Here is a 24,303-nt window from a genome sequence, read left to right on the forward strand (position 1 = left end):
GGCTCGCATCTTTCCTCCATCCTCCCATACGGTCGCGGCAGGCCTGCCGCCCGTTCCTCCCGAATGTGCCGTCGGCTTATGTCCGGCGGCCAAGAGAAGATCATGAAACATTCAGCATTGCTGCGGTCCGCCTGTGTGACCGCATTCCTTGGGCTTGCGCTGGCGCTACCGGCGCATGCGGGCACCTACGATGTCAGCGTCGACAGCATCCGCATCGATACGGGCACGTTCAAGAAGACCGGCATTGGTTATAACGGCAGCCAGACCCCCACGATCCTGCGGTTCGAGCAGGGCGAGGACGTCACCATCCGCGTGAAAAACAACCTGCGCGAGACGACCTCGATCCATTGGCACGGCTTGATCCTGCCCTTCGATCAGGACGGCGTTCCGGGTATCAGCTTCAACGGTATTCAGCCGGGCGAGACCTTTACCTACCGCTTCCCGATCGAGCAGGCGGGCACCTACTGGTTTCACAGCCATTCCGGCTTTCAGGAGCCTGACGGGGCCTACGGGGCGATCGTGATCGCGCCCAAGGGCGGCGAACGGATCAAGACCGAACGCGATTATGTGGTGCAGTTGACCGACAAGCATCCGCATAGCGGCGCCAAGATTTTCCGCAATCTCAAGTCCTCGGCGGATTACTACAACCGCTCGCAGCGGACGCTGGGCGATCTGATCGAAGATTCGCGCGCCAGCGGCTTCAAGGAGGCCCTGAAGGAGCGTCGGATGTGGGGCGCGATGCGGATGATGTCGACAGATGTCGAAGACGTTCAGGGCTTCACCCCGCTCATCAATGGCGAAAGCACGCAGCAGAACTGGACCGGGCTGTTCAAGCCGGGCGAGAAGGTTCGCCTGCGGCTCATCAACTCCTCCGCGACCACCTATTTCGATGTCCGCGTGCCGGGCCTGAAGATGACCGTGGTGCAGGCGGACGGCAATGATGTGAAGCCGGTCGTGGTGGACGAATTGCGGATCGCGGTGGCCGAAACCTATGACGTCATCGTCCAGCCGGGGCAGGCGAAAGCCTATTCCATCATCGGCGAAAGCATGGGCCGAACCGCGATGGTGCGCGGCACGCTTGCGCCGCAGGAGGGCATGGTCGGGCCGCTTTATCAGATGCGCCCGCAGCCGCTGCTGACGATGGCCGATATGGGCAACATGATGGGCGGCATGGACATGAGCGACCATGACATGAGCAGCATGGGTGACATGGCGGACATGGGTGACATGGCCGGGATGGACCATTCTGGTCACGACATGAGCGCGATGGGTGACATGGCGGGCATGGATATGAGCCCAAACCCCGCCCCGGCAGCCGCGCCTGCAACGTCTGAGTTCTATGCGCCGGGCAGCGGGTTGATCCCCATGGCGGCGAATGGCGGCAAGTTTCTGGGCTACGAGGATCTGGCCGCTGCGAAGCCGCTCTACCAGGATCGCGCCGCCACGCGTGAAATCGAGATCCGTCTGACAGGCAATATGGAGCGCTACATCTGGTCCATCGACGGCGTGAAATACGAGGACGCCGCGCCGATCCGTCTGAATTACGGGGAGCGTGTGCGCTTTAAGTTCGTCAACGAGACGATGATGGCGCACCCGATGCACCTGCATGGCATGTGGTCGATCCTCGACACCGGCAAGGGCGCCTATGATCCGGTAAAGCACACCGTGAATATCGCGCCCGGCACCACCGTTTACACGGAAACCGAAGTCGATGCGCCGGGCGCGTGGGCCTTCCATTGCCATCTTTCCTACCACATGGCCGGCGGCATGTTCCGCAAAGTGATCGTGACCGGAGGTCCGGCATGAGCAGCGAACGGAACAAGGACATGCAAACCATGAAGAAACTCGCCGTCATCGGTGTGGCCACCGCAGGCGCATGGCTTGCCGCGCCCGCTGCCACCGTGGCCGAACCTGCCGTGTGGAACCTGCGCACCGAGAAGCTGGAATACCGCATGAGCGAGGGCGAGGGCGCTCTGGCGTGGGACTTTACCGCGATGGCGGGCACGGACGAGCTGCGCTTTGTCTTTGCAAGCGAGGGTCTGCGCTCGGACGGCGGCAGCTTCGACGAGATGGAGAACCAGCTGCGCCTGCAAAAGCCGGTCAGTGAATTCTTCGATGCCTTCGTCGGGGTGGCGGCCTCCACGCCGGAGGATGAGGACGCACGCTATTACGGGGTTGTCGGTGTGACCGGGCTTGCCCCCCAATGGTTCGAAGTCGAAGCCGCGCTTTTTGTGGCGGAGCATCCCTATCTGAGCGCCGAGGCCGACTATGAGGCGCTGCTCACCAATCGGCTGATCCTGACCCCGTGGCTGGAGGTGAGCATGCCGCTGTCCGACGACGACGCGCGCGATGTCGCAGCGGGCGGCGCGACCGCCGAACTGGGGCTGCGGCTTAGCTACGATCTGATCGGGCGCAGCGTCTCGCCTTATGTCGGGGTAAGCTACGAACGCAGCTATGGCGGCACGGCGGACCTGCTCCGCGCCGCTGGGGATGACGTCTCGGAACTGAGCGGCGTCATCGGTGTGAACCTCAATTTCTGAACTTGGGGCGGCGCATTTCAGTGCCCGCCCGAAGACCAGACGCCCGGCACAGGCAGCCGGGTGTCTGCGGCACGGCAGTAACCCCCAACTCGTCATGAGGACTAACATGAAAAATTTCGGCACGTTCCAGAAGGCCATCGCGCTTGCGGTTGGTCTGTCTCTCTCCGCGTCGCTTGCGATGGCGCATGAGGGCAAGATGATGACCATGCCCGCCAATGGCGCGACGGTCGCCGCGAACACAAAGGTCATGCACCTGATGTTCGACGCCCCGATGAAGATTACCACGGTCACGATGACCGACCCCCGCGGCAAAACCATGAAGGTGAAGGGCCCCGCCGCCAATCAGGCGGTCAAGGTCTGGGAAGGGCAGCTGCCGCGGCTTGCCGCCGGCGCGTATAAGATCGACTGGCGCGGCATGTCGCCCGACGGTCACGCCATGAACGGCACCTTCGGCTTTAACGTGGGTCGCTGATTATGGGCGGAGCCCTTGTCGCGTTGGAGCCGGTGCAAATGGTCTCAATTCCGGTCAAGGCCGGGATGTATGTCAGTGTCCTGCTCGCGGCGGGCTCCGTCATAAATTTGCTGCTCCTGCGGGAGCTGGATACCATTGCGCGCAGCCGTTTGCGGCTGCTCGCGACCTATGCCGCGCTGGCCGGGATCGTTCTTAGCCTTGCGAATATCCCGCTGCGGGCGGCGTTTCTGTGGGGCGGCTTTGGCGGGGCGTTCGACCCGATGATGCTGAGCATCGTGCTGTTCAGCCCTCTGGGCTATTCGGTCGAGGCGGATGTTGTGGGATTGACCGCCATTGCCACCCTCGCCCTAGATCGGCGCTGGGCGCGGTGGGTGGCCGGGGCAGGGGTGCTGCTGGTCGCCGCCAGTTTCGCAATGCGCGGCCACGCCGTGGGCGATCCTCGCGCCGTGCTGGTGGCATTGTTCGTCATCCATGTGTTGGCGGCGAGCTTCTGGATCGGTGGGTTTTTCCCGTTGCATGACATGGTGCACAGAGGCGCCATGGGCTCGGCCCGTACGGTGGAGCGGTTCGGTCAGGCGGCTCTGCTGATGGTGGGACTGCTGGTGCTGGCGGGGGCCACGCTGATCTGGCTGCTGACCGGAGATCCTCTTGCAGCCCTGACGCAGCCTTGGGGCAGATTGGTCGCGGTGAAGCTGATGATCGTCGCCGTTCTGCTGGGCCTTGCGGCCCTGAACAAGCTACGGCTGACACCGGCATTGGCGCGAACAGGCGATGGCCGCCCGCTGCTGCGCTCGATCCGCTGGGAAATGGCGACCTTTGTAGTGATCCTGTTGGTCACGGCGTTTTTCACCTCGCTGTTCGCGCCCGAACACGCCAGCGCCGCGCCGATGTGAGGCGTCAGCGCGGGCAGGGCGGTGCCGCTGGCCGCACGTCGTGGGGGGTGCTACACCGCCCTGTCCCGTAACCTGCCCCCTGCGAGGCGCGCGTGTCCTATCTCACCCTGTTTCTGGCGGCGCTGATCGCCGCGACGGTACTGCCGATGCAGTCCGAGGTCGTGCTTGCCTATCAGCTGACCGATCCCAGCCTGTCGGTGCCGTTGCTGCTGAGCGTGGCGACCTTCGGCAATGTGCTGGGCTCCACCGTAAACTGGATCGCGGGGCGATTTTTGCGGCAATTTCAGGATCGGCGCTGGTTCCCGGTGAAACCGGCGCAACTGGCCCGGGCGGAGGCACAGTATCGCCGCTATGGGCGCTGGAGCCTGCTGCTGAGCTGGGCGCCGTTCATCGGGGATCCGCTGACCGTGGTGGCGGGCGTCCTGCGGGAGCCGCTGCCAAGCTTTCTGTTGATCGTGACGATCGCCAAGGCCGGACGCTACCTGATCGTGATCGCGCTGACGCTGGCGTGGTTGTGACGGGCAGGCCGCGATTGCGGCGACCTGCCCGTCTGATGGCTTAGAACTCGTCCAGTTCGGGACGTTTGCCGATGCTGATATGGTCGATCTCTTCTAATGCGAAGCCGCGGATCAGCGACGGGATCATCATGCAGACCAGCACGAAGATCGGCAGCCCGACCACGGTGATGACCTGTTGCAGCGCGGTTAGCCCCGCCTCCCCTGCGAGGATGATGAGCATCGCGGCGACGAAGCCTTCGGCCACGCCCCAGAACACGCGCTGATGCACCGGGCCGGGGGTGGGCGTGCCGGTGCAGAGCATATCCACCACCAGCGACGCCGAATCCGACGATGTGGCAAAGAAGATCGCGACGATCACCACCGCGAAGCCCTGCACAAGATCGGTGAACGGGAAATGTTCAAAGAACGCGAACATCGCCAGTGGCACGGAGTCGGACACCGCACGGCTGATCTCCCCGGCGCTGTCGCCCATCACGGCGCGTGCGGCGAGCCCCAGCCCGTCGAATTCCATCGCCTGCCAGCCGAAGATCGCGAACCAGATCAGGGTGAAGGCCGAAGGCGCCATCAGCACGCCAAAGACGAATTCGCGCACCGTGCGCCCGCGCGAAATCCGCGCCACGAACAGCCCGATGAACGGCGACCACGTCACGGTCCACGCCCAGTAGAACACGGTCCAGCTGCCCTGCCAGCCCCATGCCTCGTTATCGGGGTTTTCGTTAGCCAGCATGTCGTTCCAGAACGCCAGACGCGGCAGGTTTTCGAAATAGAGGCCAAAGGTTTCGACGATGCCGCGCAGCAGGAACAGGGTCGAGCCGGTCACCAGCACGAACACCATCAGCGCGACAGCCATGCCGATATTGAGGTTCGACAGCATCTTCACACCCTTGTCGAGCCCGGCGACGATGGAGCCTACGGCGACCACGGTCAGCACCGCGAGGATCGCCACTTTCAGCCATGTGCCATCATCAAGCCCGAACAGGGCCGACAGGCCCGCCGCGATCTGCGCGGAGCCAAGCCCCAGCGACACCGCCACACCGAACAGCGTGCCAAGGATCGACGCGATGTCGATCGCCTTGCCGATGGGGCCGTGGATGCCGTCACGCAACAGTGGGTAGAACACCGAACTGACCCGCACGGGCAGGTCGTAGCGGTTGATAAAATACGCAAATGCCAGCCCCGGCAGAGTAAAGATGGTCCAAGTGTGAAGACCCAGATGATAGATCGCGATGGAAATCGCGTCGCGCGCGGCTTCCTCGGTATAGGGTTCCACGCCGGGCAGGGGCGGGTTCTGGAAATGGCTGATCGGTTCGGCCACGCCCCAGAACATCAGCACCGTGCCGATGCCGCCCGCGAACAGCATCGTGAACCATGACAGGTTGCTGTATTCGGGTCGCGAATTGCGCGGGCCCAATCGGATATGTCCATGCCGCGACATTGCAGCCCATAGCAGGAAACCCAGCCAGACATTGACGCCAAGGATAAAGAACCAGCCGAGATTGGTAACGATCCAGCTACGCCCGGCGGCAAAGGCCGCGCCGATAGGTTCGGGCGCCACGACCAACATGATCACGAACAGGACGGTAAAGCCTGCGGATACGAAAAAGATGGTGGGATCGGTGCGGAGGCCAAGTCGGCGCGCGAGATTTTGCAAAACTGTCCCCTTTTGCAGGTGGCCGTTCGGCCAGTTGGTTCCTTCACTCAACCGTGAGGCGCGGCAGTTGTTCCCTGATCGGCGGAAACTCTCCCTGTTGGGGAAGGTCTGTGCCTGCGGAGCGGGCAATGAGGCGGGCGTGATACCTGCTTGACGTCCCGCGGTGCCGGGCGGAACTTGGCCGCGCAAACCAAGGAGACCGCCATGACCCATGACCCCGTTGATCCCGTGCTTCTCGACCGGCTGGCGGATGTGGCCGTGCGCGTCGGGCTGAACCTTCAGCCGGGACAGGATCTTGTGCTGACCGCGCCCACTGCTGCGCTGCCGCTGGTGCGCCGGGTGGCCGCTGCGGCCTATCGCGCCGGGGCCGGGGTGGTGACGCCGATCCTGTCGGACCCGGAGGTCACGCTGGCCCGCTTCGAACATGCCGATGACGCCAGTTTCGATCAGGCCGCGGGGTGGCTCTATGACGGGATGGCGCAGGCCTACGCCGCCAATGCCGCGCGGATGGCCATCGTCGGTGATGACCCGATGCTGCTGGCCGAGCAGGACGCAGACCGCGCTGCACGCGCCAACCGGGCCAATTCCGCCGCCTATCGTCCGGCGCTGGAGAAGATCGCGAATTTCGACATCAACTGGACCATCGCCAGCTATCCGTCGGTGGACTGGGCGCGGCGGGTTTTCCCCGATCTGCCCGATGAGGATGCCCAGGCCCGTCTGGCCGAAGCGATCTTTGCCGCCTCGCGAGTCGACACCGCTGATCCCATCGCCGCGTGGGAGGCGCATAACGCAGCATTGCGCAGCCGCACCGAGTGGCTGAACGCGCAGGCCTTTGCTGCGCTGCACTTCACCGGGCCGGGCACCGATCTGACCGTCGGGCTGGCTGATGGGCATGAATGGCATGGCGGTGCGTCGCAGGCGCAAAACGGGGTGGTGTGTAACCCGAACCTGCCGACGGAGGAGGTGTTCACCACCCCGCATGCCGCCCGTGTCGAGGGCCATGCCCGCGCGACCAAGCCGCTGTCGCATCAGGGCACACTGATCGAGGATATTTCCGTGCGCTTCGAGAAGGGCCGCATTGTCGAGGCGACTGCCAGCCGGGGCGAGAGCGTGCTGCGCAAGCTGCTTGAAACCGACGAAGGTGCCGCCCGGCTGGGCGAGGTCGCGCTGGTGCCGCATTCTTCGCCGATCTCGCAATCGGGGGTGCTGTTCTACAACACGCTTTATGACGAAAACGCCGCGTGCCACATCGCGCTGGGCCAATGCTATTCCAAATGCTTCCGCAACGGCGCCGATCTGACGCCGGAGCAGGTCGCCGAGCAGGGCGGCAACAGCAGCATGATCCATGTCGATTGGATGATCGGCGGCGCGGAAACCGACATCGACGGCATCACCGAAAATGGCGATCGGGTGCCGGTGTTCCGTCAGGGTGAATGGGCGCAATGAGCGCGACAGGGGCCGAGGGCGAGCCGCTCGATCATGTCGTCGTCAATGTGCTGCATGACATGGATGCCGCAGCAGGCCTGTTTACCACGCTGGGCTTCACGCTGACGCCGCGGGGGCATCATTCGCTGGGCTCGATCAATCACCTGATGGTGGTGCCGGGGGCCTATCTGGAACTGGTCGGCCTGCCTGCCGAGGGGCGCCAACGGGCCGAGGTGCGCGACAGCCCGCGGGGGCTGAACGGTCTGGTGCTGCGCAGTGCGGATGCCGACGCCACCCATGCACGGTTGGCGCAGGCGGAACTGGCGCCACTCGATGTTGTCAGCTTCTCCCGCCCCGTAGAGGTGGATGGAGAGCAGACCGCCGCTGCGTTTCGCACCGTGCGGGTGCCGGATGCGCTGTTTCCGGCGGGCCGCGTCTATTTCTGTCAGCATCTGACGCCGGATCTGGTTTGGCGGCCCGACTGGATGCGCCATGACAACGGCTTTGCTGGGTTTGCCCATTTCACCATCGAAAGCCCGGACCCGGCACGCGACAGCGCGATCTATGCCGCCGCCACGGCGGGCACCCGGCGCGATACTGATGTGATCCTGCCGGACGGTCTGGAAATCCGCCTGCGGTCCGGCCCCCGCCCACGGTTTGCCGCGCTGGGGCTGCGCTTTGACACGCTCGCACCGCTGGCGGAACGTGCGGCTGCGCTGGATGGCGTGGAGTGGCAGGAGGTTTCCGCCACGCAGGCCCTGCTAGACCTGCCTAGCTGCGATCTGCGGATCGAGTGCTACACCACGACAGACCCCGATGGGGACGTTTGCAGCTGACGTTCGACACGCCCTATATGGCGCCGCGGGCGTGTCACGGCGGCGGCGTTATCGGCGGCGCGGACCCTCGCAAGGATAGACTGGCACCCGGCCTTTGATTGACCTGCGCCGCTTTGCGCTGGGCTGCCCCTGTTCTCCGCGCCGGTGGCGGGGTATGGCAGGCCGGTGCGGTGCGGCGAAGGCCGCACGGCTGCACCCTCCCCGCCCGAGCCTTCAGGACTGCGTATGCTTTCGACCATTATCCCGCTCTTCGCGATCATCGCTTTGGGCTATGTCGCGATCCGCAGCGGCTATGTGGAGGCCGACCGCATACCGGTGATCGGGGGGTTCGTGGTCAAGATCGCGCTGCCCGCCCTGATCGTAAATGCCGTCGCCACCCGCCCGCTGGCCGAGACGATTTATTGGCCGCTGGTGCTGGGCTACGCGGCTGCTTCGCTGTTGCTGATGCTGACGGGCACGGTGGCGGCGCGCCTGATCTTTGGAACGTCGGTCGGGCAATCGGCGGTGATCGGGCTGGGCATGTCCGGATCGAACAGCGGCTTCATGGGCTATCCCATTGCCCTGTCCGCGATGGGACCGATCGCGGGGACGGTTCTGGCCAATTGCGTAATCGTCGAAAATACGGTGCTGATCCCGGTGGCGCTGCTGCTGATCGGGATCACGGAAAGTCGCGCCAGCGGCGGCACCGGCGCGCAGGCGCTGCGCAAGGTGGCGCTGGCCACGGCGCGCAATCCGCTGATCCTCGCGCTGGTGGCGTCGCTGATCGTGTCGGGCTTTGCCCTGCCGCTCCCCGCAGAGGCGCTGCGCGCCGTGGAGATGCTGTCGAATATCGCCGCGCCGCTGGCCCTGTTCGTAATCGGCGGCACGCTGGCGTCGCTGCCGTTCAAGGGTGTGCTGGGTAAGATCGTTCTTGTCACTGCCGGGAAGCTTATCCTGCATCCGCTCGTGGTTTTTGCCGCGATGCTGGCAATCGGCGTGCGGGGCGATCTGCTGGTCACGATCACCATCTTTGCTGCGGTGCCGATGATGAGCATCTACCCGCTGTTCGGGCAGCGGGTCGACCTGGCGATGATGAGCGCGTCGGCGCTGATGATGTCGACCATCCTGTCGTTTGCCACATTGGCCGTGGCTCTGTGGTTGCTGATGCCACTGGTGGGCTGACCGTCACGGTTAATCCGATGTTAAGCATCTCGCTCTTTACTGCGGTGTGACCCGACCGGCGCGGCGCTGTCCGCAGGCCGGACCTGACGCAAGGCAGAGGCGCATGGCGCAATCGACCGATCTGACACCGGGCGGGGCCACATGACCCCCACCGCCCCCTACGACCTGCGGGAAACGCTGGCGCTGCTACGGCGCGAAATGCGGCTGATCCTTGGCTGTGTCGTCGCGGCGCTGGCCGTCGCGCTGATGGCGGTGCTGCTGGTCGCGCCCCGCTATAGCGCGGCGGTGCTGCTTCTGGCCGATCCCAGCCCGGCGGATGTTCTGGGGGCTGGCGAGCGCGATGCAATCCCGACCGCATCGGAAAGCGCGCGGATCGAAAGCGAGGTGGAAATTCTGCGTTCGGACCGGGTGGCACTTGCCGTGATCGATGCCGCGCAGCTTGGCACAGATCCGGTATTCGCGCCGAAGCTCTCATGGCGCACGCGCTTTGGTGCATGGATCGGACGCCCGGCGCCGCCACCGCTCGAAGGCGACGCGCTGCGGCTGGCCACGCTTGAGCGTTTGAAACCCGCGCTTGCGGTGCGGCGGCGCGGACTGACCCATGTGATCACGCTCTCGGTGCGCAGCACCGATCAGGTCCAGGCCGCGCGATTGGCCAATCTGTTCGCAGCGACCCATATCGCCCTGCAGGTGGATGCCAAGATCGCGGCCTCGGCCGCCGCGCGGGATCTCATCGCCGGGCAGATCACGCAGGCCCGGCAGGCCTTGGCCCGGTCCGAGGCGGCGTTTGATACCTATCTTGCCGATAATCTCGACCGGTTGGCGCAGGAGGGCGGCAATGGCGCGGTGGCCGTTCTGCGCGCTCGGATGCAGGAAATCGGCACCGCCAGCACCGAGGCCGAACTGATCGCCACCCGCGCCGAGGCAGCCCGCGCGCGCGGCGCATGGCATGACATGGCGCAGCTGCTGGAGGAGCCGCCCTTGATCCGGCTTGCGGCCCAGCGGGAGCAATTGGCCCAACGCCCAACCGCCCAGTCCGGCACGACGGAAATCGCGCGCATCGACGCGGCACTGGCCCGGCGCGGCGCTACGGCGCTTGATGGGCTGCGCGCTGAAATCGAGGCTCTGCATGGGCGCGCCGCAGAATACCGGACGGAATTGCGGCGTGAATTGCTTGCCGGGGATCTGGCGCCGTCCAGCGTGGCGGAAATCTACGAATTGCAGCAGGAGACCGAGATCGCGCGGCGGCAATACCTGACCCTGCTTAACCGTATGCGTGATCTGGCGACCCGCGCGGCGGTGCAGATCGCGGATACCCGGATCGTGTCCGAAGCTCTGCCGCCGCCCTTTGCCAGCTGGCCCAATCGGCGGATGGTCCTGTTTCTGGCGTTTCTGGGGGGCATGGCGTTTGGGGTCGGTTGGGCGTTTGTCCGCGAATATCACATGGGGGGCGTGACCTCGCTTCGGCAGCTTGGCAATGTGCTTCCGGCGCGGGTGGGCGCGGCGTTGCCCCGCTTGCCCGGTGTGGAGCTGCGCGGCTCGGCGGCGGATGCGGTGATCGACACCCCGTTGTCGAGCTATGCCGAATCCATCCGGCGGGTCCGCGCCGTGCTGGATCAGGCGCTTGACCGGCGGGGGGCAGACGCGTCGGTGTCCAGCGATCCAGCGGAGGGCCCGGAGACCGCGCTGTCAGACCAATTCACCGGCGCGGGACGGGGCCGCGTGGTCATGGTAACCTCGGCCATTCCGGGCGAGGGCAAAACCGCGCTCGCCCTCGCGCTGGCACGGACCTATGCACAGGCCGGCTGCCGGGTTCTGTTGATCGATGCCGATCTGCGCAAGCCAGACCTGCATCATGTGCTGGGCTTCGCCCCGAGCGAAGGATTTCTGGATTACCTGCGGGAGCCCGACGCCACGCGGGAGGAGGATGGCTTCTACGCCGATGATCCGCGTTCCGCTGCCGGGGTGATCGTGGGGCGGGGGCGCAGCGATCTGCCCACCGACCAGATCCTGCAGTCAGCGACTTTTGACGCGCTGCTGCGCCGCGCCCGGACGCAGATGGACATCACCATTCTCGACACCTCGCCGCTATTGTCGGTGGTCGATGCCCGCTATGTGGCGCAGCGCGTGGATGCAGCGCTGTTCTGTGTGCGGTTCGCCTCCACCGGGCAGGCAGACCTGCGCCAAGGGTTCGGTCAGTTGTCCGACAGCCTGCCCACGGGCGCGCCGGTCATCAGCGTGCTGAACCGTGATGAGACGCGGGGCGCGGCCTATCGCCAGCGGGGCTATATCGACGATCCGATCACCGCCTAGCCGGTGGGGCGTGGCATGTCCCTGCGCCGGGCCGAGGCGCGCGAAACGCTCTCGCGGGATCGCGGGTTTCGGTCTAAGGCTGTCGCCATGACTGACAGCACCCCGTTTGAGATCTTTCTGGTGGCCCCGCCCGGGCTGGAACCTGTCCTGCAACAGGAAGTGGCCGAGGCCGGCTTTGCCGATCCGGTCGCCGTGCCGGGAGGCGTGACCATTCAAGGGGGCTGGCCCGATGTCTGGCGGGCCAATCTTGAGCTGCGGGGCGCCACCCGCGTGCTGGCGCGGCTGGGCAGCTTCATGGCGTTCCATCTGGCGCAACTCGACAAGCGTGCGCGCAAATTTCCGTGGGCCGAAATCCTGCGTCCCGATATGCCTGTCCGGGTCGAAGTGACGACAAACAAGCGGTCCAAAATCTACCACGCCGGGGCCGCCGCGCAGCGTATCGAACGGGCGCTTGCCGAAACGCTGGGTGCGCCGATCTCGGCCGAGGCCGCACTGTGCGTCAAGGTGCGGATCGACGACAACCGGGTGCTGCTGAGCCTCGATACGTCGGGCGAGTCGCTTCATAAGCGCGGCCATAAAGAGGCGGTGGGCAAGGCACCGATGCGGGAAACGCTGGCCGCGCTTTTTCTGCGTCAATGCGGTTTTGACGGCACCATGCCGGTGCTGGACCCGATGTGCGGCTCTGGAACATTCGTGATCGAGGCGGCGGAGCGCGCCGCGGGCCTTGCCCCCGGGCGCAGCCGCAGCTTCGCGTTCATGGATCTGGCCAATTTCGACGCAGGTCTTTGGGATGAGATGCGCGCAGCGCAGCCTGCGGCGCGGCCCACGGATCTGCTGTTTCGTGGGTCGGACCGGGATGCGGGCGCGATCCGCATGGCGCAGGCCAATGCCGCGCGCGCCGGGGTGGCTGAGCAGACCGATTTCACGATGCATGCGCTGAGTGACCTGCCGCGCCCGGACGGTCCGCCGGGCCTGATCATGGTCAACCCGCCCTATGGCGCGCGCATCGGCAACAAAAAGCTGCTCTTTGGTCTCTACGGTGCCTTGGGGCAGACATTGCTGGCGCGGTTTTCCGGCTGGCGCGTGGGCATTGTCACGAGCGAGACGGGATTGGCGCGTGCGACCGGGTTGCCGTTTTTGCCAACAACCCCATCCGTGCCGCATGGCGGGCTGAAGGTGACGCTGTTCAGAACCGACCCGCTGCCCTGATCCGCCCTGTGGCTCGATTTGCGAACGCACCCGGCTAGATACAGGAGCCGGTGCCGGATGAGCCGTGCGCCGATCGCAATGCCAGATCACCAGTGAGGGCCGACATGCAGAACACCGTCGATATCGACAGCGACCACACCGTCGCCCGGTTCGCCCCCGATGCGGAGGCGCTCCAAAACGCCGCGCAGCAGGGCTATCGCAGCGTCGTTAATTTCAAGACCGATGCCGAAAAACAGGACGTTTCACCCGAGGAGGAGAAGCAGCTGGCCGAGGAGGCAGGGCTTGTCTATCTCCACCATCCCGTCGCGCCTGACGCGCTGGATAAGGCGCTCGTCGATGCGTTCCGCAACAAGCTGGCAGACCTGCCGCGTCCTGTCCTGCTGCATTGCGCATCTGGCAAGCGCGCCGGGGCGATGACCCTTATGGCGATCAGCGCCACACGCGGGCTCGATGGCGATGCCGCGTTGGCCTTGGGTCGCGCGCAGGGTCTGGACCTGACCGGCGAGCAGATCGGTCGGTTCGTCAAAACCTATGCCGATGACAAGGCCGGCGCCTGACACGGTATTGTCCGTCACCGGCATTCGGTGACGGGCCGAAGATTGGCGGATGACCCAGACGGCCTGCAATGGGCCTATTGGCGTCACGTGAGCGTTCTCATTCGTCGCGTTCTCTGGCATGGGGTGAGCAGCCTTTCCCAGCGCCGAGGACCACATGCAAAAGATCACTCTCCCCGAGCGGCCGAACTGGCGGGATAAGGCGCAGGAGCTGGGCTTTACCTTCGCGGATATGCATGGCGAACCCTATTGGGACGAAAGCTCTGCCTACCAGTTCACCCTGCGCCAGATCGAAGACGATATCGAAGACCCCTCGACGGAGCTGCATGATATGTGTCGGCAGGCCGCCGCGCGCATCGTTGCCAGTGAGGAGCTTCTGACCCGTCTGGGTATTCCGGCGGAGCATCACGATCTGGTCGCGACAAGCTGGCAGCGCGGCGATCCCGAACTCTACGGTCGGTTCGATCTGGCCTATGACGGCACCGGCCCGGCGAAGCTGCTGGAATATAACGCGGATACGCCGACGTCCCTTTACGAAAGTGCGTCGTTTCAGTGGAGTTGGCTGGAAGATCAGATTGCCGCTGGCGTGCTGCGCGACGACGACGATCAGTTCAACCGCATGCATGAGGCGCTTGTCGAGCGCTTTGCCGAACTGTTCGAGCCGGGCACCGATCTGCATTTCGCGGCGATGGGCGGCAATCCCGAAGATTACGGCACGGTCGAAGCGCTGGGCTGGGCCGCGCGGGAGGCTGAATTGGGCGCCCATTACACCGATCTCGATAAGATCGGGCTGAGCGCCGAGGGCCAGTTTACCGACGCCGAAGATCGCGTCATCGGCATTCTGTTCAAGCTCTACCCATGGGAAGACCTGCTGCGCGACGACTATGCCCGGCATCTGGCGGGGGCGGGGTGTCTGATGCTGGAGCCCGCATGGAAGTCGGTCCTGTCGAACAAGGGCCTGCTGCCGGTGCTGTGGGAGATGTTCGAAGGGCATCCGAACCTGCTGCCTGCCTTTTTTGAGGCTGATGCCGGGCCGGCCATGCGCGGTCAGGGCACAGGCAGCGCGGCGTTTGAGAGGGCAGCCGCCACCCTGCAAGCAGGCCATGTGGCCAAGCCGCTCTTTTCCCGCGAGGGCGCGGCGTTGACGATTGTCGAGGACGGGCGCGTCACCGATCATTCGCCCGAAGGCGATTACGGCGATCAGCCCCGCATTGTGCAGGCTTATGCGCCGCTGCCGGAATTCGAGGGCTTTCGTCCGGTCGTCGGATCGTGGATGGTGGGCCGCGCCTGCGTCGGGCTGGGCCTGCGCGAAGACAGATCGCGGATCACGCAGGATCTGTCGCGATTCAAGCCGCATTTCATCCGCGATTGAGGGGGGAAGACCATGAGAAAAAGATCGAGAACCGTTGCCTTGGCCATCGTCGGCGCTGCGTCGTTCACATTGGCGGGGTGCCGTGACGAGCAGGTGGACGCACAGGCCTTCCCCGATCTGGAAAGCTGCAAATCGGCGGCTGTCGCGGGGGGATTGTTCTCCTCCGCCGAATGCGACACCGCCTTTGCGGAGGCCGAAGCCCTGCATGTCGAGGCTGCGCCCCGTTACGACAGTCTGGCGGTTTGCGAGGAGCAGCATGGCGAAGGGGCCTGCGGCAGCGAAGAACAGGTCGCAGAACGCGGATCGGGCAGCATTTTCATGCCGCTTCTGGCCGGATATCTGATCGGTAACATGATGGGCGGCGGGCGCGGGATGGCGGCGGCGCAGCCGCTCTACCGCAGCGCGGATGGGCGGTTTACCAATGCGACCGGCTCCAGCACCTATTCCAGCAATTCCGGCCGGGCAAAGATGGGCAGTTCGATGTTCGCGCGCCCGCCATCGACGGTGGGCAAGGCGCCGATGACCCGCGCTAACGTCGCCTCGCGCGGCGGCTTCGGCAGCACCGGAGGCTCCCGCAGCAGCTTTGGCGGCTGAGGAAGTCTCCAGCAGCGTTAACCTGCCATTGACCTGATGCTCCTATGTCTGGTCGGACCGCGCCCTGTTCGCGCGCGGCCGGACTTTGCGGGAGCATGTTATGACCGATCTGAAAATGGCGCGCTGGGTCCGCCATTCGTTTTCGTGGTTGTTGGCCGCGATGATCGTGGCATGGCTCGGCATGGCCGGATCGGCTGTGGCGCAGCAATTGGTATTCCAGCCGGTCGGTCCGCCAACCGTCGTCGGCTCCGGCGTGGGCAAGCGCGCAATCTGGCGCAATGCGGGCACCGTGGGGGGGCAGACCGTCGATATCGTCGGGGTGCTCACCAACACGACGCTCGACCACCAATTCGGCACCGGCAACAACCAGATCCAGATCACATCCGTGTCTCAGGATCCGCATTTTGCAGATTTCCTGATCTACGAGGCGGGCACCTACGACATTAACAGCAACACCGGCGGTGTGCCGGTGGTGGCGGATGTCTTTGTTCAGATCAACGATATCGACGGGCCGTCCAACGAACAGGTCTATGCTCAGCTATGCGCGGGGCTTGTCGAATACATTCGCATCGACCGCAGCGCCACGACCCGCCGATCTTTCTTTACCGGCACCAGCGCCGTGGGGAGCGAGATTTTTATCCTGTCGGGGGACCAGAATTATGCCAACCAGCCGGAATCGGGGTTGGAGATCTTCTATCCTCAGACCTCGGTTTTCCGGTTCGGGCGCACGGCCAATTCCCGGTTTCTCGTGCGTTTGGGCAACCCCACCTACGAGGAGGCCGACACGCTCGACATGTCCTGCGCGGACTTCCGTGCGACCAACCTGACCGACGATGTGAAGGAGCAGGAGCTCGGCCAGCCGGTCACGCTCAACATCCTGTTCAACGATTCGGTCGCGACCGAGAATAACAACCCCCCTGCCAATGACAGCGAAGCGCCAAGCCGCTATGCGCTCCAAGCCATCGATCTGGTGCCCCCCGCGGGGGCGATCAATACGGTGACCGACAGTTCGGGCCATATCGTTGCGTTTGATATGCCGGGGGAGGGGACGTGGACCTATGACGACCTGACGGGCGAGTTGACATTCACACCGCTGATCGCGTTTTTCGGCGTGCCGACGCCGATTGATTATCGCTACCAACGGCCTGAAAATACAGCCGGGCAGGTCTATTCCGCCTCCGCCAATGTCAGCATTGATGTAGGGGCGGTCGGCCTGCTGAAACTGGCGACCCTCGCCGATACCAATCTCAACGGCTATGCCGATCCCGGCGAAACCATCGCCTACGTCTTTACCGCCGAGAATTTCGGCAACGTGACCCTGACGAATGTGGCGCTGGCGGAAACGCAGTTCAGCGGGCAGGGAGTGCCGCCGGTCATCACCTTCCAATCCGCGACGGCGCTGTCCCCCCAAGGCACGTTGGAGCCGGGGGAACGGGCTATTTATACGGCGACCTACACGCTTGTCCCTGCCGATCTGGACACGACCATTACCAACCAAGCGGAGGTCACGGCCACCACCCCCGCAGGCACGCCCGTTTCCGATTTGTCGGACAGTGAAAATGCCTCTGACGGCGATGGAGTTGCGCAGAACGGGCCGGGACCCGGGCGCGACGACCCGACCAGCATCTATGCGGGCTCCGGCCCCGACCGGGGCGACGCGCCGATCACCTATGGCGATCCGGAGCATGCCGATACCTCGGGCTATCGCATTGGCGCGGTGCCGGGGGATGGCGACAGCAGCGCCCAGCACAGCGCGGATGCCACCGGTGACGATGCCGATGCGGGCGGCGACGACGAAGCCGAAGAGGTGTTTCCCCAGCTATACGGGGGGCTCACCCGCAGCGTCGCCATCCCGGTGGGGGAGGTCAGCCCCGGCGCGGGGCGGTTGCAGGTGTTTGTCGATTTCGGTGCCGACGGCACGTTCCTCACGCCCGGCGATCAGGTCGGCACGGATCTCAGCGATGGCGGTCCCGGCGATCTGGACGGAGCAGTGGACGGGGTCATCACCTTCGAGATCGCGGTGCCGCCGACCGCGCCGCTGGTGCCCACCTTTGCAAGGCTTCGGTTTTCCACGGTGGCCGGGCTCGATGCCGTGACAGCCGCAGCGGATGGCGAGGTCGAAGATTACGCAATCGTGCTCAAGACCCCGCCCGATGCGGATCGCGGCGATGCTCCGGCGAGCTACGGTGATCCGCAGCACGTCGTGGAAGGTGCAACAACGTTGTATCTGGGCACCGTGCCGCCGGATGTTGATGTGCTCGCGCAATCCTCGGTCACCGCCGATGGCGATGATCTGGACGGCGGCGACGACGAGGACGGTGTGACGCTGCCCACGCTTTACGCGGGGGGGCTGGCCGAAATCACCGTGCAGGTTGTCGAACCCGCGCCCGGCACCGCTGCTCTGCAGGCGTTCATCGATTTCGACGGCGACGGAGATTTCGCGCAGGCGGGGGATCGCGTCGCAACCAATCTCCGCGATGGCGAGGCGGGCGATAAGGATGGCACAGCAAACGGCGCAATCACCTTCGAGGTGGCCGTGCCCGCGGGCGCGACGACCCTGCCGACCTATGCGCGTTTCCGCTGGTCCACCGATACGATCGACGCCGAAACCGCCTTCGACGGGGAGGTGGAAGATTACACGCTGACGATTTCCAGCGATCCTCCGCCCTTCCTGTGTGATGGGTCGCTCTACCGCTTCGATGGCAACAACGCGATCTTGCGCCGCCTGCAGGTGGAGACCAGTGGATCCACCTACACCGTCAACACTGTCGATGTTGGCAACGCCGGTAACGACCTTGCCGGGGGGTGGGGATACAATGCCTTGGATGGGTATATGTATGGGGTGCGTCCCAACAGCCGCCGTCTGTATCGGGTCGACGGCAGTGGCAGCTTCACGAACCTTGGCAATATCTCCGGCGCGGCGGATGCGCGCGACGCGGGCGACATCCTGCCCAATGGGACCATGCTATATGTGGTGAACAACTCCACGTGGCAGATCGTCGATCTGAGCAATCCCGCCGCAGCAGCCAGTCTGGGCACGCTCAACCTCAGCAGTTCTATTTCGGCGGAGGACATCGCCTATAATCCGGTCGACGGTGAAATTTACGGGATCGATCAGGCCTCGGACCGGATTTTTCGGGTCTCGCCCAATGGCGGTCTGCCGGGCACCGTGACGCCGACGCTGATCGGCCCGGCGATCTATGCAGGCACGTTCGGCTCCGTCTGGTTTGATCAGGACGGCCGGATGTATGGTTATTCCAACACCACCGACAATCTGTATCTGATCGATACCGCGACCGGCTTTGCCCAACTGATCGCGACCGTGGCTGCCGACGATCTGGGGAATAGCGAAGCCGCTTCCTGCCGCGGGCCAGCACCGGTGGAGTTTGGCGCTGTCGCCGGGAATGTCTACGAAGACAACAACGCCTCCGACACGCGTGACGGGGGGGAGCCGAACCTTGGCGGGGGGATCGGGATCACGATTTTCCACGACAACAACACGCCCGCCAATTTCGCCGATGATATCGAGGTGGGCGCGACTGATACGGCCGTGGATGGCACCTATGGCTTCGACAGTCTTCTGGTGAATTCTGGCTATCGGATCCTGCTGGACGAGGCTGACCCGGACCTGGGTGTCGGGCGCACGATCGGCACCTCCAACCCGCTGCTGGGGGTGAGCGTCGCCGCCGCGACCACGACCGAAAATCAAGATTTCGGCTTCGACGCGGCGGGGGCGGACCTGTCGCTCACGAAATACGCCGCGCTGAGCGGCACCGTGACCCCGCGCAGTTCCGCCGCGCCGGGCGACTTGATCGACTGGATCATCACCATTGAAAACAGCGGGTCGGGCTCGCCTTCGGGGGTGAAAGTCATCGACCGCATTCCAGATGGGTATGATTACATCTCGGATAGCGCGCCGGCGACGGGCGACACCTATGACCCCGATACCGGGTTGTGGTTTGTCGATGAAATCCTCGCTGGCAGTTCCGAGACGCTGGTGGTGACCGTGCGCATGCGCGACACCGGCACCACCACCAACACCGCCGAGATCGTGTATAGCTCGCTTCCTGACCCGGACAGCGATGTGACGACCGGGCATCTGATCGACGATGGCGACGACGGGATCGCGGATGACGACGAGGCCAGTTATGCGCTGGCCCGGATCACCGGCGGGCGGCGGCTTGCAGGGCAGATTTTCATCGACAATGGCGCAGGCGGCGCGGTGGCGCATGACGGGCTGCGCGGTGGCACGGAAACAGGCGCTCAAGGCAGTCGCCTGCGTCTGCTCGACGGGAGCGGTGCCTTTCTGGCCGATCCGGTCGTGGCCGGGGATGGAACGTGGTCTTACACCCTTCCGGCCAGCTATAGCGGGGATATCACGGTCGAATTGCGCGATCAGGCCAGCCGCATTCCGATTTCGGAGCGCACGGATGGCCTGCCCGGCCTGACCGATACGGACCCTCATGACGGGCGTTTTAGCTTCACCCCGGACAGCGGCGCAGATTATCTGGACCTTAATCTGGGTGTGCTGCCGGTGCCGCAACTCAGCCGAAGTCAGGCCGCCGCAATTGCCGCCGGGCAGGTCGTGACCCTGCCGCACCGCTATGTGGCCAGTTCTAGCAGCGAAGTGACCTTTTCCGTGACCACCCTGTCGGAAACGCCCGCCAACGGGTATTCGGTGGCGCTGTACCGCGATCCCGATTGCGATGGGGCCCCGGACACGCCGCTGACGGCTGCGGTGCCCGTCTCCGTGGGGGAGGTCATCTGCCTCGTCGCACGGGTCGCCGCGGGCGGTGGGGTCGGGCCGAGCGGTAGTTTCGCCTTCAGGCTGGAGGCTGACACAAGCTTTACGGACACCAGCGCGACCCACCAGCTGGTCAATGTCGACAGGCTTGGCGCGGCGACGGCCTCGGGTTTGATCCTGCGCAAGACGGTGCGCAACCTGACCCAAAACACGGCTGAGGACACCGCCAATAGTGGCAGCCCCGGCGATGTGCTGGCCTATCGCATCCATGTTGTGAACGCGACGACGGAGCCTGTCGACGATATCGAGATCTTTGATCGGACGCCGCCCTATACCGAACTGGATTCCGCACCAACCAGCCCGACCGCGCTGTCGGGTGGGGTCAGCTGCGCAGTGGTGGAGCCTGCGACACCGGCAGCGGGCTATAGCGGCCATCTGCGCTGGACCTGTTCGGGGGCGCTCGACCCCGGAGCCGAAGGTTCGGTCATATTCGAGGTGCGGATCGGCGACTGACGCATTGGCCGATCCGGCATCCCTGTCACAGCAGGGGTCTGCCGCCCGCGCGGGCGGCCTTCCGTAGGTAGATCCTCGTCAACTGCTGATCGCGACTTAGGTCTGTGCCTGTGCGCGACGTGGCGCGGCAGAGGAGTCTGGGTGATGACAGCATTGTTCGTGGGGCTCGCGCTGGTCGCGCTGCTGGGGGTCGTCCACCATTTCGGGGTGTCGTCGCTCCGCCGGGTCTGGCCGCATCCCGAACGCTCCGCGAATTTGGCGATCCTCGGCTCGTTCATGTGCCTGTTGGCGCTGCATTTCGTGGAGATCCTGCTGTTCGCAGCAGTCTATCGCGGCCTGCTGGAATGGCCTGAATTTGGCGCGTTTACAGGGGATTTCGACGGCTCTTGGACCGACTTGATCTATTATTCGGGGATCAATTTCACCACGCTCGGCTTCACCGGGATCGAAACATCGGGCCCGATCAAACTGGTGAGCATGATGCAGTCGCTCGGCGGCTTCATGGTCCTGACATGGTCCGCCACGATCATCTATGCGATCTGCAGTCAGGCGTGGCCGGAAAAATGACAGCGGCCCAACCGGGGCCGGGCCGCTGCATCAGGTAGGTCAGCCGCGCGACAACACTGCCGCAGGGCGGGCGCGGGCAAGCCCGGAGGTGATGAGACCCGCCAAAACGACCTTGATCAGATCGCCCGGGATAAAGGGCAGCACCAGCGCGGTCGCCTCGGCCAGCGTTTTGTCGAGCATGACGGCCATGCCGATGATGCCCGGAATATAGAGCGCGATGACACCCCCCAGAAACGCCCCGATCGAAGCCGCGGCCACCAGCGGCGCGCTGCGCAGCTTCTCGGTGACGAGCCCGGCGACGAAGGCCGCAATCGGCCAGCCAATGAGGAAGCCCACGGTCGGCCCAAAGAACACGCCCAACCCGCCCCGGCCCCCGGCCAGTGCCGGCACGCCCAAGGCGACGACAAGTTCCAGCAGCAGCACCGCGAGCAACCCGCGCTTGGCGCCCAGAACAGTGCCGCAAAGCATCACGCCAAGGCTCTGGGCAGAGATCGGCACCCCCGACATGAGGGTGATCGTGGGCACCAATCCCAGCACCGCGATCAACGCGGCGAACAGGGCGATGAGGGCAAGGTTGCGTTCCATGGGAGTCCTTTCAGAAGGGGTCAGTCGTTACGGGATCGGGCAGGCACGCCGCCGCGGGCCTTCAGCGCCTCGGCCACATGTTCGGCATCGTCGAGCGTCACCAGCGTCAGCGGAATAACGACCCGCCACCCCGCGCGACGGGGGCTGCGGGCGCGCCACGCTTCGGCCAAGGCCCGCCCTTTGTCGAGCAGGACAGGCGTGAATCGCAGCACCAGCGCGATGGCAAATCCGATGAGGCCCGGACGCAATCCCAGCCGCTCCAACGGGCGCAGCAGGGTGTCGACGACGGCGATCAGGTCTTCCAACCGGGTGGTCATGGTGACGAGGTTGGCCAAGGCGACGGTGGCGAGGATACGCGCGGCCAGCATGGCCCCCCGCGCCAGATCATCGGTCAGCGCATGCCAGACAAGGATCACAGCCACGAAGATCCATAGCGGCTTGAGCGCGCGAAGGCCCGATACGGCAAAGCGCGCGCCACAGATGGCGTAGAGCACAGCGACCAGCGCCAAGGGCGGCAGCATCAGCGCGGGCGCGTCGATCAGCGCAACGCCAAAGGTGAACCCCGCAAGGCCCAGCAGCTTTGCCCCCGCCGGGACACGGTGGAATGGCGTGCGCACGGGCGAGGTCAGAGCAAGCATGACGCGCCCTCCTCAGCGATGCGGGTCATTTCGGTGGTGAACGTGCCCAGCACGCTCCCGGGCGGTCCATCCGCGCGGACGCTTCCCTCGTCGATCCAGATCACCCGGTCGTAGCCTGCGATGGCGGCGGGATCGTGGGTGATATGGATGAGCGCCGGGGTGATCCCGGCCAGATGGTGATGCAGGGCGCGCGTCGTGGGGATGTCGAGTCCGCTGAAGGGTTCGTCCAGCACGATCACCGAAGGCTCCATCGCCAGAACGGCCATCAGGCAAACAAGGTGCCGCTGGCCTTGGGACAAGGTTGCGACAGCGCGTTCGGCCCAGTCCAATCTGTCAAACCGGGCAAGCATGGTGCGAGCGCCGTCCCGCGCGGCGCGTTTCGACTGCCCCAACTGCCGCAGGCCAAAACTCAGCTCTTCCTCGACAGTGGGGAAGATGATCTGGTGATCGGGGTTCTGAAACAGGATGCCCACCGCCCGCAGCGCGCCGCGTCGGTCTTTCAGAACGTCGATACCGTTGATCTGGACGCGGCCCGCATCCGGCGCGATGAGCCCGGCCATCAGGCGGGCGAGGGTGGATTTGCCCGACCCGTTGCGCCCGACGATCCCGACCCGTCGTTCGGTCACGTTCAATGCCACATCGGACAACACCTGCCGCCCGCCGAGGCTCAGGTTCAGGCCCGCGATGTCCAGCCGGAACGGCACCTGTGCGGCACCGGTCGGAGGGGCAACAGTCGTCATCGGGCGGGCGTGTCCTTCGGGCGGCGGTGCGATCGCCGAGGGCTAGCATGATCGCTCCCATCGGCCAAGCGGTGTCTGGGACCGGGAGGCCAGAGCAGCGGGCAAAGCGGCGGGTGATCCGCATCAGGAAGGCCCGCCGCTTCGGCCACGGGAGCCTATGCGGAGGTGGTGCAGATCGGGCAGGCCGCCGCCGCCGCAATGACCGCTTTGGCCGTATGTCGCTCCACGCTGTGCCGTGGATAAGACTTGCGATGCGGTCCGGGCACCGTGGCACACGGCCAGCACACTCATTTTTGATGCACCGCCAGATGACGTGTTTTGAGCGATCACTCAATGCGGGCTAAGCCCGGTCTGCGACGCCGTCAGCACGTTGGCCGCGCGTTACGTTGTCAGACGTATAGCGCGCGGGCAGTGGGCCGAGGGTGAGTGTCGTGACCTTTGGATTGAAACCAACCCCGGCGCGCATCGCAGCCTCCCAACTACAAGAAAGACTACGATCAGATGATGACACCACACTTCCTCAGGAACCTGCTCTTGGCCGGATTGGTCGGCGAAATTACGTTCGAGCTTTATGCATGGCTGATCTCGCCGATCTTGTTCGGTGTCTCTCTGGCCCCTGCGAATTTGGTGATCGCGCTTATCAAGATCGCTCTCGGCGTGGCAGTGCCGTATTGGGCCGGCTTCCTCCTCCACTTTACCATCGGTGTGGTCGGGTTTGCCGCGTTCGTCTGGGTGACGCATCTGGTGTCGCGGACCAACCTTATCCTGTCAGGTGTGATTGCGGGGGTGATTTTGTGGTTCATCGCGCAGGGTGTTCTGGCCCCGGTCGTCGGGCGCAGCTTCATGATGGGTTTCGGCGCTTACACACAGTCGTCGTTCATCGGGCATGTCGGGATGGCGACGGTGATCGGCTATGTCATGGCCGCGCTGCAAACCCGCCGGTCCCTCGCGACCGCCTGACGGCTGCCCTGACGCCTT

At 64.8% G+C, this 24,303-nt stretch carries 20 protein-coding genes; 16 read left to right on the top strand and 4 right to left on the bottom strand.

Translation table 11 applies throughout. The features are described 5' to 3' along the window. Positions 1-102 precede the first annotated feature (102 nt). The 5 genes from CBW24_RS02060 (at position 103) to CBW24_RS02080 (ending at position 4,423) form a co-directional block, all read left to right on the top strand. Complete coding sequence (locus CBW24_RS02060; RefSeq protein ID WP_097374092.1) at positions 103-1,806, top strand: copper resistance system multicopper oxidase; 1,704 nt, start codon at positions 103-105, stop codon at positions 1,804-1,806. After that, positions 1,803-2,540: a copper resistance protein B gene (locus CBW24_RS02065; protein ID WP_232530010.1), complete on the top strand. Its 738-nt coding sequence runs from the start codon at positions 1,803-1,805 to the stop codon at positions 2,538-2,540. Before CBW24_RS02060 ends, CBW24_RS02065 begins: the two co-directional genes overlap by 4 nt. Positions 2,541-2,646: 106 nt before the next feature. Further along, on the top strand, positions 2,647-3,012 hold the full coding sequence (locus CBW24_RS02070) for a copper resistance CopC family protein (protein WP_088662504.1): 366 nt from the start codon (positions 2,647-2,649) through the stop codon (positions 3,010-3,012). 2 nt (positions 3,013-3,014) lie between these two features. Beyond that, positions 3,015-3,905: a CopD family protein gene (locus tag CBW24_RS02075; protein ID WP_097372515.1), complete on the top strand. Its 891-nt coding sequence runs from the start codon at positions 3,015-3,017 to the stop codon at positions 3,903-3,905. A gap of 92 nt (positions 3,906-3,997) precedes the next feature. Next, positions 3,998-4,423 carry a YqaA family protein gene (locus tag CBW24_RS02080; RefSeq protein ID WP_309764236.1) on the top strand — a complete coding sequence of 142 codons (426 nt, stop codon included), beginning with the start codon at positions 3,998-4,000 and terminating at the stop codon, positions 4,421-4,423. Positions 4,424-4,463: 40 nt separating this feature from the next. On the opposite strand, the gene CBW24_RS02085 is transcribed toward CBW24_RS02080, so the two are convergent. Continuing rightward, positions 4,464-6,074 (bottom strand): BCCT family transporter, encoded by a 1,611-nt coding sequence (locus CBW24_RS02085; RefSeq protein ID WP_097372516.1) that lies wholly within the window; start codon positions 6,072-6,074, stop codon positions 4,464-4,466. A gap of 204 nt (positions 6,075-6,278) precedes the next feature. Here CBW24_RS02085 and CBW24_RS02090 point away from each other — a divergent pair, with 204 nt between their 5' ends. From CBW24_RS02090 to CBW24_RS02135, 10 genes are all read left to right on the top strand, one after another. After that, a complete protein-coding gene (locus CBW24_RS02090) occupies positions 6,279-7,520 on the top strand; it encodes an aminopeptidase (protein ID WP_097372517.1) in 1,242 nt (413 codons plus the stop codon). Continuing rightward, the gene (locus CBW24_RS02095) at positions 7,517-8,335 is read left to right on the top strand and encodes a VOC family protein (RefSeq protein ID WP_198405215.1); all 819 of its coding nucleotides are present in this window, start codon (positions 7,517-7,519) and stop codon (positions 8,333-8,335) included. The genes CBW24_RS02090 and CBW24_RS02095 overlap by 4 nt, the downstream gene beginning before the upstream one ends. 225 nt (positions 8,336-8,560) lie before the next feature. After that, on the top strand, positions 8,561-9,496 hold the full coding sequence (locus CBW24_RS02100) for an AEC family transporter (RefSeq protein WP_097372519.1): 936 nt from the start codon (positions 8,561-8,563) through the stop codon (positions 9,494-9,496). A gap of 141 nt (positions 9,497-9,637) precedes the next feature. Next, positions 9,638-11,809, top strand: a complete 2,172-nt coding sequence (locus CBW24_RS02105) for a GumC family protein (protein ID WP_097372520.1) — start codon at positions 9,638-9,640, stop codon at positions 11,807-11,809. Between the two features lie 87 nt (positions 11,810-11,896). Beyond that, positions 11,897-13,018, top strand: a complete 1,122-nt coding sequence (locus tag CBW24_RS02110) for a THUMP domain-containing class I SAM-dependent RNA methyltransferase (RefSeq protein WP_097374093.1) — start codon at positions 11,897-11,899, stop codon at positions 13,016-13,018. A gap of 104 nt (positions 13,019-13,122) precedes the next feature. After that, positions 13,123-13,575, top strand: coding sequence for a protein tyrosine phosphatase family protein (locus CBW24_RS02115; protein ID WP_088662496.1), 453 nt, complete (start codon positions 13,123-13,125; stop codon positions 13,573-13,575). 154 nt (positions 13,576-13,729) lie between these two features. Further along, positions 13,730-14,944 (top strand): glutathionylspermidine synthase family protein, encoded by a 1,215-nt coding sequence (locus CBW24_RS02120; protein WP_097372521.1) that lies wholly within the window; start codon positions 13,730-13,732, stop codon positions 14,942-14,944. A 12-nt stretch (positions 14,945-14,956) separates the two neighbouring features. After that, positions 14,957-15,538: a DUF1190 domain-containing protein gene (locus CBW24_RS02125; protein WP_097372522.1), complete on the top strand. Its 582-nt coding sequence runs from the start codon at positions 14,957-14,959 to the stop codon at positions 15,536-15,538. 100 nt (positions 15,539-15,638) lie between these two features. Next, on the top strand, positions 15,639-20,795 hold the full coding sequence (locus tag CBW24_RS02130) for a CLIPPER-2 domain-containing protein (protein WP_097372523.1): 5,157 nt from the start codon (positions 15,639-15,641) through the stop codon (positions 20,793-20,795). Between the two features lie 144 nt (positions 20,796-20,939). Then, a complete protein-coding gene (locus CBW24_RS02135) occupies positions 20,940-21,362 on the top strand; it encodes an ion channel (protein ID WP_088662492.1) in 423 nt (140 codons plus the stop codon). A gap of 39 nt (positions 21,363-21,401) precedes the next feature. Here the strand turns inward: CBW24_RS02135 and CBW24_RS02140 are convergent, their stop codons facing one another. Genes CBW24_RS02140 through CBW24_RS02150 form a run of 3 tightly spaced genes read right to left on the bottom strand, consistent with a single transcriptional unit; the run spans position 21,402 to position 23,325 of the window. Further along, positions 21,402-21,947, bottom strand: a complete 546-nt coding sequence (locus CBW24_RS02140; protein WP_088662491.1) for a biotin transporter BioY — start codon at positions 21,945-21,947, stop codon at positions 21,402-21,404. Between the two features lie 20 nt (positions 21,948-21,967). Then, positions 21,968-22,585, bottom strand: coding sequence for an energy-coupling factor transporter transmembrane component T family protein (locus CBW24_RS02145; RefSeq protein WP_097372524.1), 618 nt, complete (start codon positions 22,583-22,585; stop codon positions 21,968-21,970). Then, positions 22,573-23,325 (bottom strand): energy-coupling factor ABC transporter ATP-binding protein, encoded by a 753-nt coding sequence (locus CBW24_RS02150; protein WP_097372525.1) that lies wholly within the window; start codon positions 23,323-23,325, stop codon positions 22,573-22,575. Before CBW24_RS02150 ends, CBW24_RS02145 begins: the two co-directional genes overlap by 13 nt. A gap of 501 nt (positions 23,326-23,826) precedes the next feature. Between CBW24_RS02150 and CBW24_RS02155 the strand changes: the two genes are divergently transcribed. Further along, the gene (locus tag CBW24_RS02155; protein ID WP_097372526.1) at positions 23,827-24,285 is read left to right on the top strand and encodes a hypothetical protein; all 459 of its coding nucleotides are present in this window, start codon (positions 23,827-23,829) and stop codon (positions 24,283-24,285) included. Positions 24,286-24,303 lie beyond the last annotated feature (18 nt).

The sequence above is a fragment of the Pacificitalea manganoxidans genome (assembly GCF_002504165.1).
Lineage (GTDB): Bacteria > Pseudomonadota > Alphaproteobacteria > Rhodobacterales > Rhodobacteraceae > Pacificitalea > Pacificitalea manganoxidans.

Excerpts from the sequence above, each read along its gene's own strand:
- CBW24_RS02060 (WP_097374092.1), top strand. The coding sequence starts at position 103 with ATGAAACATTCAGCATTGCTGCGGTCCGCCTGTGTGACCGCATTCCTT.
- CBW24_RS02065 (WP_232530010.1), top strand. The coding sequence starts at position 1,803 with ATGAGCAGCGAACGGAACAAGGACATGCAAACCATGAAGAAACTCGCC.
- CBW24_RS02070 (WP_088662504.1), top strand. The coding sequence starts at position 2,647 with ATGAAAAATTTCGGCACGTTCCAGAAGGCCATCGCGCTTGCGGTTGGT.
- CBW24_RS02075 (WP_097372515.1), top strand. The coding sequence starts at position 3,015 with ATGGGCGGAGCCCTTGTCGCGTTGGAGCCGGTGCAAATGGTCTCAATT.
- CBW24_RS02090 (WP_097372517.1), top strand. The coding sequence starts at position 6,279 with ATGACCCATGACCCCGTTGATCCCGTGCTTCTCGACCGGCTGGCGGAT.
- CBW24_RS02095 (WP_198405215.1), top strand. The coding sequence starts at position 7,517 with ATGAGCGCGACAGGGGCCGAGGGCGAGCCGCTCGATCATGTCGTCGTC.
- CBW24_RS02100 (WP_097372519.1), top strand. The coding sequence starts at position 8,561 with ATGCTTTCGACCATTATCCCGCTCTTCGCGATCATCGCTTTGGGCTAT.
- CBW24_RS02105 (WP_097372520.1), top strand. The coding sequence starts at position 9,638 with ATGACCCCCACCGCCCCCTACGACCTGCGGGAAACGCTGGCGCTGCTA.
- CBW24_RS02110 (WP_097374093.1), top strand. The coding sequence starts at position 11,897 with ATGACTGACAGCACCCCGTTTGAGATCTTTCTGGTGGCCCCGCCCGGG.
- CBW24_RS02115 (WP_088662496.1), top strand. The coding sequence starts at position 13,123 with ATGCAGAACACCGTCGATATCGACAGCGACCACACCGTCGCCCGGTTC.
- CBW24_RS02120 (WP_097372521.1), top strand. The coding sequence starts at position 13,730 with ATGCAAAAGATCACTCTCCCCGAGCGGCCGAACTGGCGGGATAAGGCG.
- CBW24_RS02125 (WP_097372522.1), top strand. The coding sequence starts at position 14,957 with ATGAGAAAAAGATCGAGAACCGTTGCCTTGGCCATCGTCGGCGCTGCG.
- CBW24_RS02130 (WP_097372523.1), top strand. The coding sequence starts at position 15,639 with ATGACCGATCTGAAAATGGCGCGCTGGGTCCGCCATTCGTTTTCGTGG.
- CBW24_RS02135 (WP_088662492.1), top strand. The coding sequence starts at position 20,940 with ATGACAGCATTGTTCGTGGGGCTCGCGCTGGTCGCGCTGCTGGGGGTC.
- CBW24_RS02140 (WP_088662491.1), bottom strand. The coding sequence starts at position 21,947 with ATGGAACGCAACCTTGCCCTCATCGCCCTGTTCGCCGCGTTGATCGCG.
- CBW24_RS02145 (WP_097372524.1), bottom strand. The coding sequence starts at position 22,585 with ATGCTTGCTCTGACCTCGCCCGTGCGCACGCCATTCCACCGTGTCCCG.
- CBW24_RS02150 (WP_097372525.1), bottom strand. The coding sequence starts at position 23,325 with ATGACGACTGTTGCCCCTCCGACCGGTGCCGCACAGGTGCCGTTCCGG.
- CBW24_RS02155 (WP_097372526.1), top strand. The coding sequence starts at position 23,827 with ATGATGACACCACACTTCCTCAGGAACCTGCTCTTGGCCGGATTGGTC.